Source organism: Pseudomonas rhizosphaerae (assembly GCF_000761155.1).
Classification (GTDB): Bacteria; Pseudomonadota; Gammaproteobacteria; order Pseudomonadales; family Pseudomonadaceae; genus Aquipseudomonas; species Aquipseudomonas rhizosphaerae.
Genome location: NZ_CP009533.1, coordinates 3,978,911 through 3,993,512, shown reverse-complemented (window position 1 = coordinate 3,993,512; position 14,602 = coordinate 3,978,911). Strand labels below are relative to the sequence as shown.

6 protein-coding genes are annotated in these 14,602 nt (G+C 63.2%); 4 read left to right on the top strand and 2 right to left on the bottom strand.

Annotation, left to right across the window (positions count from 1 at the left end):
• Positions 1–48 precede the first annotated feature (48 nt).
• The 3 genes from aceE (at position 49) to LT40_RS17650 (ending at position 7,655) form a co-directional block, all read left to right on the top strand.
• Complete coding sequence (gene aceE, locus LT40_RS17660; RefSeq protein ID WP_043192403.1) at positions 49–2,694, top strand: pyruvate dehydrogenase (acetyl-transferring), homodimeric type; 2,646 nt, start codon at positions 49–51, stop codon at positions 2,692–2,694.
• An 11-nt stretch (positions 2,695–2,705) separates the two neighbouring features.
• On the top strand, positions 2,706–4,670 hold the full coding sequence (gene aceF / locus LT40_RS17655) for a dihydrolipoyllysine-residue acetyltransferase (RefSeq protein WP_043192402.1): 1,965 nt from the start codon (positions 2,706–2,708) through the stop codon (positions 4,668–4,670).
• 294 nt (positions 4,671–4,964) lie between these two features.
• Positions 4,965–7,655 carry a putative bifunctional diguanylate cyclase/phosphodiesterase gene (locus LT40_RS17650; RefSeq protein WP_043192401.1) on the top strand — a complete coding sequence of 897 codons (2,691 nt, stop codon included), beginning with the start codon at positions 4,965–4,967 and terminating at the stop codon, positions 7,653–7,655.
• A gap of 47 nt (positions 7,656–7,702) precedes the next feature.
• On the opposite strand, the gene LT40_RS17645 is transcribed toward LT40_RS17650, so the two are convergent.
• Both LT40_RS17645 and putP read right to left on the bottom strand, forming a co-directional pair.
• On the bottom strand, positions 7,703–8,542 hold the full coding sequence (locus LT40_RS17645; protein WP_043192400.1) for a 23S rRNA (adenine(2030)-N(6))-methyltransferase RlmJ: 840 nt from the start codon (positions 8,540–8,542) through the stop codon (positions 7,703–7,705).
• 222 nt (positions 8,543–8,764) lie between these two features.
• Positions 8,765–10,252 (bottom strand): sodium/proline symporter PutP, encoded by a 1,488-nt coding sequence (gene putP / locus LT40_RS17640; RefSeq protein ID WP_043192399.1) that lies wholly within the window; start codon positions 10,250–10,252, stop codon positions 8,765–8,767.
• A 394-nt stretch (positions 10,253–10,646) separates the two neighbouring features.
• Here putP and putA point away from each other — a divergent pair, with 394 nt between their 5' ends.
• Positions 10,647–14,600: a trifunctional transcriptional regulator/proline dehydrogenase/L-glutamate gamma-semialdehyde dehydrogenase gene (gene putA, locus LT40_RS17635; protein WP_043192398.1), complete on the top strand. Its 3,954-nt coding sequence runs from the start codon at positions 10,647–10,649 to the stop codon at positions 14,598–14,600.
• Positions 14,601–14,602 lie beyond the last annotated feature (2 nt).

Below are 14,602 nucleotides of genomic sequence, written 5' to 3'. Positions count from 1 at the left end.
GCAAACTCAGGCTTCGATTCTGGAAGCCTTTCCGCCCTGGAGCAAGCCATGCAAGACCTCGATCCCGTCGAAACCCAGGAATGGCTGGATGCCCTGGAGTCGGTCCTCGACAAAGAAGGCGAAGACCGCGCTCACTACCTGATGACCCGCATGGGCGAGTTGGCCACCCGCAGTGGTTCACAACTCCCCTACGCCATCACCACGCCGTACCGCAACACCATCCCCGTCACCCACGAAGCACGCATGCCTGGCGACCTGTTCATGGAACGCCGCATTCGCTCGTTGGTGCGTTGGAACGCATTGGCGATGGTGGTCCGGACCAACCTGCGCGACCCGGATCTGGGCGGCCACATCTCCAGCTTCGCCTCCAGCGCGACCCTGTACGACATCGGCTTCAACTACTTCTTCCAGGCCCCGACCGACGAACACGGCGGCGACCTCATCTACTTCCAGGGCCACGCTTCGCCTGGCGTCTACGCACGTGCCTTCATGGAAGGCCGCATCAGCGAAGACCAGATGAACAACTTCCGCCAGGAAGTGGACGGCAAGGGCCTGTCTTCGTACCCGCACCCCTGGCTGATGCCTGACTTCTGGCAGTTCCCGACCGTTTCCATGGGTCTGGGCCCGATCCAGGCGATCTACCAGGCGCGCTTCATGAAGTACATGGAAGCCCGCGGCTACATCCCAGCCGGCAAGCAGAAGATCTGGTGCTTCATGGGCGACGGCGAGTGCGACGAGCCCGAATCCCTGGGCGCGATCTCCCTGGCAGGCCGCGAGAAGCTGGACAACCTGATCTTCGTCATCAACTGCAACCTGCAGCGCCTCGACGGCCCGGTTCGCGGCAACGCCAAGATCATCCAGGAACTCGAAGGCGTGTTCCGCGGCGGTGGCTGGAACGTCAACAAGGTCGTTTGGGGCCGTTTCTGGGACCCACTGCTGGCCAAGGACGTCGACGGCATCCTGCAGCGTCGCATGGACGAAGTCATCGACGGCGAGTACCAGAACTACAAGGCCAAGGACGGCGCGTTCGTCCGTGAGCACTTCTTCAACAGCCCTGAACTCAAGGCCATGGTCGCCGACCTGTCCGACGACGAGATCTGGAAGCTCAACCGTGGTGGCCACGACCCGTACAAGGTCTACGCGGCCTACCATCAGGCGGTGAACCACAAGGAACAGCCGACCGTTATCCTGGCCAAGACCATCAAGGGCTACGGCACCGGTGCAGGCGAAGCCAAGAACACCGCGCACAACACCAAGAAGGTCGACGTCGACAGCCTGCGCAAATTCCGCGACCGCTTCGACGTGCCGATCAAGGACGACGAGCTGGAAAGCATGCCGTTCTACAAGCCTGAAGAAGGCAGCGCCGAAGCCCGTTACCTGAGCGAGCGCCGTGCCGCCCTGGGTGGTTTCGTGCCGCAGCGCCGGGCCAAGAGCTTCAGCGTTCCGACCCCGCCGCTGGAAACCCTCAAGGCGATTCTGGACGGCTCGGGCGACCGTGAAATTTCCACCACCATGGCTTTCGTGCGCATCCTGTCGCAGCTGGTCAAGGACAAGGAGATCGGTCAGCGCATCGTTCCGATCATTCCGGACGAAGCCCGTACCTTTGGTATGGAAGGCATGTTCCGCCAACTGGGCATCTACTCCTCTGTCGGCCAGCTGTACGATCCCGTCGACAAAGACCAGGTGATGTTCTACCGCGAGGACAAGAAGGGCCAGATCCTCGAGGAAGGCATCAACGAAGCCGGCGCCATGTCGTCGTTTATCGCTGCCGGTACTTCGTACAGCAACCACAACCAGCCGATGCTACCGTTCTACATCTTCTACTCGATGTTCGGTTTCCAGCGTATCGGCGACCTGGCCTGGGCCGCCGGCGACAGCCGTACCCGTGGCTTCCTGATCGGCGGCACTGCTGGCCGTACCACCCTGAACGGCGAAGGCCTGCAGCACGAAGACGGCCACAGCCATCTGCTTGCCGCGACCATCCCGAACTGCCGCACCTATGACCCTACCTACGGCTACGAGCTGGCGGTGATCATCCAGGACGGCATGAAGAAGATGACCGAAGAGCAACAGGACATCTTCTACTACATCACCGTGATGAACGAAGCCTACACCCAGCCTGCCATCCCGGCCGGCGCCGAGGAAGGCATCATCAAGGGCATGTACCTGCTCGAGGAAGACACCAAGGAAGCGGCGCACCACGTCCAGTTGCTGGGCTCGGGCACCATCCTGCGTGAAGTCCGCGAAGCGGCGAAGATCCTGCGCGAAGAGTTCAACGTTGCCGCCGACGTATGGAGCGTCACCAGCTTCAACGAACTGCGCCGCGACGGCCTGGCCGTGGAACGTTCGAACCGCCTGCACCCTGGGCAGAAGCCGCAGACCACCTACGTCGAAGAATGCCTGAGCGGCCGTAAAGGTCCGGTCATCGCGTCGACCGACTACATGAAACTGTTCGCCGAGCAGATTCGTCAGTGGGTTCCTTCCAAGGAATTCAAAGTCCTGGGTACCGATGGCTTCGGTCGCAGCGACAGCCGCAAGAAGCTGCGCCACTTCTTCGAAGTGGACCGCAACTTCGTCGTGCTGGCTGCCCTGGAAGCCTTGGCAGATCGCGGCGATATCGAAGCCAAGGTGGTGGCCGAGGCCATCGTCAAGTTCGGTATCGACCCTGACAAACGCAACCCACTGGACTGCTGAGGAGATTTTTTGTGAGCGAACTCATTCGCGTACCTGACATCGGCAGCGGTGAAGGTGAAGTCATTGAATTGCTGGTCAAGGTCGGCGACCGCATCGAGGCAGAGCAGAGCCTGCTGACGCTGGAGTCGGACAAGGCCAGCATGGAAGTGCCGGCGCCCAAGGCGGGCGTCGTCAAAAGCATCAAGGTCAAGCTGGGCGACCGTCTGAAAGAAGGCGACGAACTGCTGGAGCTGGACGTCGAGGGTGCTGAAGAAGCGCCTCAGGCTTCCGAGCCTGCCGCCGAGCCAAAGATCGAAGAAAAAGCCGAGGCCAAACCGGCCCAGGAGCCTGCTTCGGCCCCGGCTGCCGCTTCGAGCCAGGACATCCACGTGCCGGACATCGGTTCGTCGGGCAAGGCACAGATCATCGAGATTTCGGTGAAGGTGGGTGACACCGTCACCGCCGATCAGTCCTTGATCACCCTGGAATCGGACAAGGCGAGCATGGAGATCCCCTCGCCTGCTGCAGGCGTGGTGGAAAGCATCAGCGTCAACCTGAACGACGAAGTCGGCACCGGTGATCTGATCCTCAAGCTGACGGTCGAAGGCGCAGCCCCCGCTGCTGCCCCGGCCGCCGCTGCTCCCGCGCCAGCCGCAGCGGCGCCTGCACCGGCTGAAAAGCCGGCCGCAGCGCCTGCCGGCGACAGCGTGCAGGACATCCATGTGCCGGACATCGGTTCGGCTGGCAAAGCCAAGATCATCGAAGTACTGGTCAAGGCCGGCGACACGGTCGAGGCCGATCAATCGCTGATCACTCTGGAATCGGACAAGGCCAGCATGGAGATTCCTTCTCCGGCTGCCGGCGTGGTCGAAAGCATCAGCGTCAAGCTGGAAGACGAAGTCGGTACCGGCGATCTGATCCTCAAGCTGAAAGTGGCTGGCGCTGCCCCTGCTCAAGCGGCTGCCCCTGCTGCTGCACCGGCGGCTCCGGCCGCATCGAAGCCGGCGGCCGACAAGCCAGCTGCCAGTGCCGACAAGCCGGCCGCTGCACCTGCAGCGCCTGCCGCTGCGGCCGGTGCAAAGGTTCATGCCGGCCCGGCCGTTCGCCAGTTGGCGCGCGAGTTCGGCGTCGAATTGAACGCAGTGAGCCCGACCGGCCCGCACGGCCGCATCCTCAAGGAAGACGTGCAGGTCTACGTCAAGACGATGATGCAGAAGGCCAAGGAAGCACCGGCCGCTGCGGCCGGCGCTACCGGTGGTGCTGGCATTCCGCCGATTCCGGTGGTCGATTTCAGCCGCTTCGGCGAAACCGAAGAAGTGCCGATGACTCGCCTGATGCAGGCCGGTGCGACCAACCTGCACCGCAGCTGGCTGAACGTGCCGCACGTGACCCAGTTTGACCAGGCCGATATCACCGAGCTGGAAGCGTTCCGTGTGGCGCAGAAAGCCGTGGCGGAAAAGGCCGGCGTCAAGCTGACCGTACTGCCGCTGCTGCTCAAGGCGTGTGCGCACCTGCTCAAGGAGCTGCCAGACTTCAACGCCTCGCTGGCCCCTAGCGGCAAGGCGATCATCCGCAAGAAGTACGTCAACGTCGGCTTCGCGGTCGATACGCCGGACGGCCTGCTGGTGCCGGTGATCAAGAACGTCGACCAGAAGAGCCTGCTGCAATTGGCTGCCGAAGCCGCGGCCCTGGCTGAAAAAGCCCGGACCAAGAAGCTCTCGGCAGACGACATGCAGGGTGCCTGCTTCACCATTTCCAGCCTCGGGCACATTGGCGGCACCGGCTTCACGCCGATCGTCAACGCGCCGGAAGTGGCGATCCTGGGTGTCTCCAAAGCCACCATCCAGCCTGTCTGGGATGGCAAGGCGTTCCAGCCCAAGCTGATGCTGCCGCTGTCGCTGTCCTACGATCACCGCGTGATCAACGGCGCCGCCGCTGCCCGCTTCACCAAGCGTCTGGGCGAGCTGCTGACCGACATCCGCACCATGCTGCTGTAAGGCTGGTTGGATGAAAAAACCCACCGTCATCGGTGGGTTTTTTTTGCCCGGGATTTGACCCGAAAGTTTGCAACATGGCGGCAACTGGTACGGTAAATACCGCCACGACCGTGTATTTTCGGATCCAATTCCAGAATTTTGTGCGCCTGCCGACAACATGGAAAGACGAGCTACTGTATCGCTTGTAAGCCCGAGCGCCATGATGCAACCTTGCCCAACGCGCCAGCCTGTAGAGACCCCAGCCTGTAGGGATTGTCGTCTCTGCGCGACCAGTACTCTTGAAGCGAGTTTTCAATGAAAAGCCAGCCCGATGCCGCCAACCGCATGGTGGCCGAGGTAGTGACGCAGCTGCCGGTGCCCTCGCGCCTGGGAATGCTGCGCTTCGAGCGGCTGAACGAGGCTAACTGGGCGCTGCTTTTCCTGGATCCGGCCTGCGAACGTGTTTTCGGTCTACCTGCTGCGCAGCTGTGTTCGCTGACCGACGCGCCGTACGCCAGCTTGATGGAACCCGAGACGCGCCACCGTCTGCACGATGCCATCCAGGCGCAGTTGGTCGACAGTACCCATTATGTCGTGCGCTACACCCTGCACAGCAACCGCGGCAGCCTGCACTTGATGGAGCTGGGTGAAGCCTTTCGCCAACGCAACCGGCAGCTGCTGCGCGGCTACCTGGTGGTGGTCGACGCCACTGTCGACAGTGCGGTGGGCAATTTTCCGGAGCAGACCGACACCAGCAGTCCGCTGCAAATGGCGCTTGAACTGAACCAGCTGGTGCAACAGGAGCAACTGCAGCATCTGGAGCGGGCCAGCGCCCAGCAGGCCTTGATTCTGAGCCTGGCACAGCAGCGCTACGGCACCCACAAGCCCTTGCTCGAAGCGGCCGAGCTGATCACCCGCAATGCCTGTGACATCTACGCCGTCGATTGCGCCAGCCTGTGGAACCTGCAAGGTCAGCAGCTGGTGCCCATCACCGCCTACCACCGTGATCGGCAAGCCCATGGCTGTCCGCAGGCGGTGGAGCTGGCTGATTACCCGGATTATCTGGCAGCCCTGCACGCCAGTCGTGCCATCGACGCCAGCGACGTGGCCACTGATCCGCGCACGTGCCAGCTGGCGCCGTTGCTGGCGCTGCGCGACGTTCACTCCGTGCTCGATGCCAGTATCCGCATCGACGGCCAGGTGGTCGGAGTGCTGTGCCTGGAGCAGAGCGGCGGCGGACGCGTGTGGCGCGCGGACGAGATCGCCTTCGCCGGCGAGCTGGCCGACCAGTTCGCCCAGGTGATCAACAACCATGACCGCCGCGCGGCCACCAGTGCCTTGAATCTGTTCCAGCGCGCCGTCGAACAAAGTGCCAATGCCTTTTTGCTGGTCAATTGCGACGGCGTAGTGGAATACGTCAACCCCAGCTTCACCGCGATCACCCAGTACAGCACCGAGGAAGTCCACGGCAAGCGCCTGGCGGATCTGCCGGCCCTGGAAAACCTCAGCGAACTGCTGTTCGACGCGCCGTCGAGCCTGGCCAACGGCAACAGCTGGCAAGGCGAGTTCAAGAGCCGCCGCAAGAACCTGGAACCCTACTGGGGTCAGCTGTCGATCTCCAAGGTGTACGGCGATGACCGGGAGCTGACCCATTACATCGGCATCTATGAGGACATTACCCAGAGCAAGCTGGCCCAGCAGCGCATCGAGCGCCTGGCTTACACCGACAACCTGACCAACCTGGGCAATCGCCCGGCGTTCATTCGCAGCCTCGATGAGAGCTTCGCCCACGACAGCGACCGGCCGATCAGCCTGATGCTGGTGGACATCGACAACTTCAAGCGAATCAACGACAGCCTCGGCCACCAGACCGGCGACAAGCTGTTGGTCAGCCTGTCGCGGCGCCTGCGCAACAGCCTCAGTCCGGCTGGCAGCCTGGCGCGTTTTGCCAGCAACGAATTTGCCGTGCTGTTGCATGACACTGATTTGATAGCCGGCCAGCGCATTGCCCAACAGGTGCTACTGACCCTCGACAAGCCGATGTTCGTGGACAACCAGTTGATCAACGTCACCGGCTCCGTGGGCCTGGCCTGCGCGCCGCTGCATGGGCGCGATCCGCAAACCCTGATGAAAAACGCAGGCCTTGCGCTGCACAAGGCCAAGGCCAACGGCAAGCATCAGGTGCAGGTGTTCACCGAGGCGCTGAACGCCGAGGCCAGCTATAAGCTGTTCGTAGAGAACAACCTGCGGCGGGCGCTGACGCAGAACGAACTGGATGTGTTCTACCAGCCCAAGCTGTGCCTGCGCTCGGGTCGCCTGCTGGGTATGGAGGCGCTGCTGCGCTGGAACCACCCGGAAAAAGGCATGATCCGCCCCGATCAGTTCATCAGCGTGGCCGAAGAAACCGGTTTGATCATTCCCATCGGCAAGTGGATCGCCCGTCAGGCGTGTCGCATGAGCAAGGCCATGACCGCCGCTGGCCTGGGCCGCCTGCAGGTGGCGATCAACCTCTCGCCCAAGCAGTTTTCCGATCCGGACCTGGTCGCTTCCATCGCCAGCATTCTCGAGGAAGAGGCGCTGGACGCTTCGTTGCTGGAACTGGAATTGACCGAAGGCCTGCTGCTCGAAGCCACCGTCGACACCCATCAGCAACTCGACCAACTCAAGCGACTGGGCATGACCCTGGCCATGGATGACTTCGGCACCGGCTATTCATCGTTGAGCTACCTGAAGAAATTCCCCATCGACGTGATCAAGATCGATCGCAGCTTCATCCACGAGATCCCGGACAACCAGGACGACATGGAGATCACCTCGGCGGTGATCGCCATGGCGCACAACCTCAAGCTCAAGGTGGTGGCCGAAGGCATCGAGACTGCCGAGCAACTGGCGTTCCTGCGCCGTCAGCGCTGCGACGTCGGCCAGGGCTATCTGTTCGACAAGCCGATTCCTGGCGCCGAGCTGATCGAACGGCTCAAACGCTATCCCCGCGGCCCTGCGGTCTGACGTTCCCAGCCTGCGATTACAGCGAGGTGTGCCTTACACCCTGAGGGTCATTCGGCGATCAGCCAGTCCATCTTCCAGCCACCCTGGCTCTGGCCGAGCAGATTGGCCAGCCAGGGCATCAGTGTGTTGAGTTCTTCTTCCAGGCCCCATGGCGGGTTGGAAATGACCAGTCCCGAGCCGTTCAGGCTCTGCGGCGTATCCAGCGAGTGCACCAGCAGCTCAACGCGCAGAAGCTTGGGCGCGCCGCTGCTGGTGAGTTCCTGGTAGAAACGCTTGAGGGCGCGCGAATCGTCCTTGATCGGGTACCAGATGGCAGCCACGGTCTGACGCATGCGGCCGATGGTTTCCTTCATGGCCTTGGCGCAGCGCTGCAACTCATCCAGCTGCTCGAACGGCGGATCGATCAGCATCACCGCGCGTTTTTCGGCCACGGGCAGCAAGGCCCGCGGCACGTGCCAGCCCTCCCCCAGATGAACCGCGACGCGTGGGTCCTTCTTCATGTTGTCCTTGAGCAGTTGGCCGTCCTGCGGGTGCTTTTCGTTGAGCAGCACGCGGTCCTGCTGGCGCATCAGCCGTCGCGCCAGTTCGGGCGAGCCTGGGTAGTAGCGCAGTTCGCCTTCGGTGTTGAGGCGGTTGATCACCTTGACGTAATCGTCGGTCAGCGCAGGCCGGTCGGTGGCCTGCCACAGGCGGGCGATGCCTTCGAGCCATTCACCGGTGCGCGTCGCCTGGTCGCCGTTGAGGTCGTACAGGCCGAGGCCGGCGTGGGTGTCGATGTAGGCAAACGGCTGTTCCTTGCGCGACATCAGCGCAATCAACCGGGTGAGGACGATATGTTTGAACACGTCGGCGTGATTGCCGGCGTGGAAGGCATGACGATAGTTCATGGGGACTCCTGCAGATGGGCAGGAGTCTAGCATTTCGGATGGGATTTTTGCGGCGGGTGGACGGGCCCTTTCGCGCCCTGTTCCACACGTAAACCGTGGGAGCGGTCATCGGCCGCGAAACAGGCGGCGCGTGTTGACTGACGCACCGCGGTGTTCTTTTCGCGGCCACGGACCGCTCCCACTTTGGCCGCTTCTAGACGGAATAGGGCAGCCTGCTCTGCATCACTTGCCCTGGTGGAAAGCCGCCTCGGCGTGTGCGAAGCGGTTGAGCATGCCTTGCGAAGGACCGCGGCCCAGCTTGCTGGCGATCACGATGGCCAGGCTCGCAAAGGCAAAGCCCGGGATGATCTCGTACAGACCCAGTAATTCGAAGTGCTTCCACACGATCACCGTCGCCGCGCCGACCAGAATGCCGGCCAGGGCACCGTTGCGGGTCATGCCTTTCCAGATGACCGAGATCAGCACCACCGGCCCGAACGCCGCGCCGAATCCAGCCCAGGCGTAGCTGACCAGGCCCAGCACGCGGTTCTCGGGGTTGGACGCCAGCCAGATCGCGACAAGTGCCACCAGCAGCACCATCATGCGGCCGACCCAGACCAGCTCGCGCTGGGATGCGCCCTTGCGCAGGAACGCCTTGTAGAAGTCTTCGGTGAGGGCGCTGGAGCACACCAGTAACTGGCAGCTGAGGGTGCTCATTACCGCGGCCAGGATGGCCGACAGCAGCACGCCGGCAATCCATGGGTTGAACAGCAGCTTGGCCAGCTCGATGAACACGCGCTCGTGGTTTTCGGTGACCGGTCCGGCCAGTTCGGGGTTGGCCGAAAAGTAGGCGATGCCGAAGAAGCCCACGGCTACGGTGCCACCCAGGCAAAGGATCATCCAGGTCATGGAGATGCGGCGAGCCTTGGCGATCGAGCGCACCGAATCGGCCGCCATGAAGCGGGCGAGGATGTGTGGCTGACCGAAATAGCCAAGGCCCCAGCCCAACAGCGAAACGATGCCGATGAAAGTGGTGCCGCGCAGCATGTCGAAGTTGGCCGGGTTCTGCGCTTCGATGGCCAGGAAAGCCGTGTCGACGCCGCCGGTGGCCAGTACCACGACGATGGGCGTGAGGATCAGGGCGAAGATCATCAGGGTGGCCTGCACGGTGTCGGTCCAGCTCACCGCCAGGAAGCCGCCGACGAAGGTGTAGGCAATGGTCGCTGCGGCACCGGCCCACAGGGCGGTCTCGTAGGACATGCCGAAGGTGCTTTCGAACAGCCGCGCGCCGGCGACGATGCCCGAAGCGCAGTAGATGGTGAAGAACACCAGGATCACCACTGCGGAGATGATTCGCAACAGGCCGCTGGTGTCTTCGAAGCGCCCGGCGAAATAGTCCGGCAGGGTCAGGGCATCGCCGTTGTGTTCGGTCTGCACGCGCAGCCGGCCCGCGACGAACAACCAGTTCAGGTAGGCGCCGATGATCAGGCCAATGGCGATCCAGGCCTCGGACAGGCCAGACATGTAGATCGCACCCGGCAGGCCCATGAGCAGCCAGCCGCTCATGTCCGAGGCGCCGGCCGACAGCGCTGTGACCACGCTGCCGAGGCTGCGCCCGCCAAGGATATAGTCGGAAAGATTGTTGGTGGAACGGTAAGCGAACAAGCCGATCAGGACCATGGCAGCGATGTAGATCACGAAGGTGATCAGAGTGGGATTGCTGACACTCATGGGGTGTCTCCTTGATTTGTTTTTATGAGCCTGCAAGCGCGCTTCGGCGCTCTAGGTGCAGGTCGGCAGATTGCACGACATTCGGGTTGACCCAAGGGCGCCGAACTTTAGGCTCGCATTGCAGACCGGCGCAACCCCTTTTGGCAAGCAAGTTGCACCTTTGGAAACATCCGGATAAACACAGCGCATCTGCTTCCTTTCGGAGCATTTGCTCGTTCACGGCTACACAGCCGCACTGGCATTGTGCAGATTCAACCCATGCAAAAAGATTTTCCGTCGAGCGGTGCAACTTTCATCGAGATCAAGGTTGCACCTGGTTGCACCCCGCAAAGCGCACGGCTAATCTTGCCGCCGGCTTTATTGCCACGCACCGTGGCCCTGATGAGGACAAGAAATGGCAACCACCACCCTGGGCGTCAAATTGGACGACCCGACCCGCGAACGCCTCAAGGCGTGCGCGCAGTCCATTGACCGCACGCCACATTGGTTGATCAAGCAAGCGATCTTCAACTACCTGGAAAAGCTGGAAGGTGGCGCGACGCTGAGCGAGCTGACCAGCGCCGGGGTGAGTGGCAATGACGATGCGGGCGACATCCAGCCCGACCATGCCCATCAGTGCTTCCTGGAATTCGCCGAAAGCATCCTGCCGCAGTCGGTACTGCGCGCCGCGATCACTGGTGCCTATCGCCGTCCCGAGCCTGAAGTGGTGCCGATGCTACTGGAGCAGGCGCGCCTGCCGGCCGACATGGCCGAGGCCACCAACAAGCTGGCCGCGCGCATCGCCGAGAAGCTGCGCAACCAGAAGAGTGCCGGTGGCCGTGCGGGCATCGTCCAGGGCTTGCTGCAAGAATTCTCCCTCAGTTCCCAGGAAGGCGTGGCCCTGATGTGCCTGGCCGAGGCGCTGCTGCGCATCCCCGACAAGGGCACGCGCGATGCCCTGATCCGCGACAAGATCAGCACCGGCAACTGGCACCCGCACCTGGGCAACAGCCCATCGTTGTTCGTCAACGCCGCCACCTGGGGCCTGCTGCTGACCGGCAAGCTGGTGTCCACGCACAACGAATCGGGCCTGTCGTCGTCGCTCAGCCGCATCATCGGCAAGAGCGGCGAGCCGATGATCCGCAAGGGCGTCGACATGGCCATGCGCCTGATGGGCGAGCAGTTCGTCACCGGCGAAACCATCGGCGAAGCCCTGACCAACGCTAGCAAATTCGAGAGCAAGGGCTTCCGCTACTCCTACGACATGCTGGGTGAGGCGGCGCTGACCGAGCACGACGCGCAGAAATACCTGGCCTCCTACGAGCAGGCGATCCACTCGATCGGCAAGGCCTCCCACGGCCGCGGTATCTATGAAGGTCCGGGCATCTCGATCAAGCTGTCGGCGCTGCACCCGCGCTACAGCCGCGCCCAGTACGAGCGCGTGATGGAAGAGCTGTACCCGCGCCTGCTGTCGCTGACCCTGCTGGCCAAGCAATACGACATCGGCTTGAACATCGACGCCGAGGAAGCCGACCGCCTGGAGCTGTCGCTGGACCTGCTCGAACGCCTGTGCTTCGAGCCGCAGCTGACCGGCTGGAACGGTATCGGCTTCGTCATCCAGGCCTACCAGAAGCGCTGCCCGTATGTGATCGACTACGTCATCGACCTGGCTCGTCGCAGCCGTCATCGCCTGATGATCCGCCTGGTGAAAGGCGCCTACTGGGACAGCGAGATCAAGCGCGCCCAGGTCGAGGGGCTGGAAGGCTACCCGGTGTACACCCGCAAGGTGTACACCGACGTGTCCTATGTAGCGTGCGCGCGTAAGCTGCTGTCGGTACCGGAAGTCATCTACCCGCAGTTCGCTACTCACAACGCTCACACGCTGGCCGCCATCTACCACATCGCCGGTCAGAACTATTACCCCGGCCAGTACGAATTCCAGTGCCTGCACGGCATGGGCGAACCGCTGTACGAGCAGGTCGTGGGCAAGGTCGCCGATGGCAAGCTGAACCGCCCGTGCCGTGTGTACGCACCGGTCGGCACCCATGAAACGCTGCTGGCCTACCTGGTTCGCCGCCTGCTGGAAAACGGCGCCAACACCTCGTTCGTCAACCGTATTGCCGATCAGTCCATCTCCATCCAGGAACTGGTCGCCGACCCGGTGGCCACCATCGAGCGGATGGCGACCCAGGAAGGTCAGTTCGGCCTGCCGCACCCGCGCATTCCCCTGCCGCGTGACCTGTACGGCAGCGACCGGGCCAACTCGGCCGGTATCGACATGGCCAACGAGCATCGCCTCGCGTCGTTGTCGTCAGCCCTGCTGGCCACGGCTCACAACGACTGGAAAGCCCTGCCGATGCTGGGCTGCGAGGCCAGCAACGAACCGGCCCAGCCGGTGCTGAACCCGTCCGACCTGCGCGACGTGGTCGGTCATGTTCAAGAAGCGACGGTGACCGATGTCGACAACGCGATTCAGAGCGCGCTGATCAACGGCCCGATCTGGCAGGCCACGCCGCCGGCCGAGCGCGCTGCGGTACTGGAGCGTGCCGCAGACCTGATGGAAGCCGAGATCCAGCCGCTGATGGGCCTGCTGGCCCGCGAAGCCGGCAAGACCTTCGCCAACGCCATCGCCGAAGTCCGCGAAGCCGTGGACTTCCTGCGCTACTACGCAGTGCAGGCGCGCAACGACTTCAGCAACGACGCCCACCGCCCGCTGGGTCCGGTGGTGTGCATCAGCCCGTGGAACTTCCCGCTGGCGATCTTCAGTGGCCAGGTCGCCGCGGCCCTGGCCGCCGGTAACCCGGTGCTGGCCAAGCCGGCAGAACAGACGCCACTGGTGGCTGCCCAGGCCGTACGTCTGCTGCTCGAAGCCGGCATTCCCGAAGGCGTGCTGCAACTGCTGCCCGGCCGCGGGGAAACCGTGGGCGCGCGGCTGGTAGGCGACGAGCGCGTCAAAGGCGTGATGTTCACCGGCTCCACCGAAGTGGCGCGGCTGCTGCAGCGCAACATCGCCGGGCGCCTGGATGCGCAAGGCCGTCCGATTCCGCTGATCGCCGAAACCGGTGGCCAGAACGCGATGTTCGTCGATTCCTCGGCGCTCACCGAACAGGTGGTGATCGACGTCGTTTCCTCGGCCTTCGACTCCGCTGGCCAGCGCTGCTCGGCCCTGCGCGTGCTGTGCCTGCAGGAAGATTCGGCTGACCGTGTGATCGAAATGCTCAAGGGCGCCATGGCCGAAGCACGCCTGGGCAACCCGGAGCGTTTGAACGTGGACATTGGCCCGGTAATCGACGCCGAGGCCAAGGCGGGCATCGAGAAGCACATCCAGGGCATGCGCGACAAAGGCCGCGACGTGTACCAGATGGCCATTGCCGACAGCGCCGAGATCAAGCGCGGCACCTTCGTCATGCCGACCCTGATCGAGTTGGAAAGCTTCGACGAACTGCAGCGCGAGATCTTCGGTCCGGTGCTGCACGTGGTGCGCTACAAGCGTCGCGAGCTGGACCAGTTGATCGGTCAGATCAACGCTTCCGGCTACGGCCTGACCCTGGGCGTGCACACGCGTATCGACGAGACCATCGCCAAGGTGATCGACAACGTCCATGCCGGCAACGTCTACGTCAACCGCAACATCGTCGGTGCCGTGGTGGGCGTGCAGCCGTTCGGCGGCGAAGGCCTGTCGGGTACCGGTCCCAAGGCCGGTGGTCCGCTGTACCTGTACCGCCTGCTGTCGACTCGACCCAACGATGCCATCGCGCAGTCCTTCCAGCGCAGCGACGCCGGGATCGCTCCGGATGTGCGCCTGCGCGATGCGATGGGCAAGCCTTTGCAGGCCCTGCAAGCCTGGGCCGCCAGCACCCAGCAGGCCGATCTGGCCCAACTGTGCGGTGAGTTCGCCGCGCAGTCGCAGAGCGGCGTGACGCGCCTGCTCGATGGCCCGACCGGAGAGCGCAACAGCTACACCCTTCTGCCGCGCGAGCACGTGCTGTGCCTGGCCGAGGTGGAAGCTGACCTGCGCGTGCAACTGGCGGCGGTCATGGCGGTGGGTTCCCGTGCAGTGATGCCCGACAATGCCTTGAACAAGGCGGTGCGTGCGCGCTTGCCCAAGGAAGTCCAGGAACGGGTCACACTGGTGCCGGAGTGGAACAAGGACGAAGTTCACTTCGACGCCGTGTTGCACCACGGTGATTCCGATCAGCTGCGCGCGGTGTGCGAGCAGATCGCCAAGCGCGGCGGTGCCATCGTCGGCGTGCAGGGCCTTTCCCAGGGTGAAACCGGGATTTGCCTGGAACGCCTGGTGATCGAACGGGCACTGAGCGTGAACACGGCGGCTGCCGGAGGCAATGCCAGCCTGATGAGCATCGGCTGACC

Bases quoted from the DNA above. Each gene is read 5' to 3' on its own strand.
- putP (WP_043192399.1), bottom strand. From the start codon at position 10,252: ATGAGTGTCAGCAATCCCACTCTGATCACCTTCGTGATCTACATCGCT.
- LT40_RS17645 (WP_043192400.1), bottom strand. From the start codon at position 8,542: ATGAACTATCGTCATGCCTTCCACGCCGGCAATCACGCCGACGTGTTC.
- aceE (WP_043192403.1), top strand. From the start codon at position 49: ATGCAAGACCTCGATCCCGTCGAAACCCAGGAATGGCTGGATGCCCTG.
- putA (WP_043192398.1), top strand. From the start codon at position 10,647: ATGGCAACCACCACCCTGGGCGTCAAATTGGACGACCCGACCCGCGAA.
- LT40_RS17650 (WP_043192401.1), top strand. From the start codon at position 4,965: ATGAAAAGCCAGCCCGATGCCGCCAACCGCATGGTGGCCGAGGTAGTG.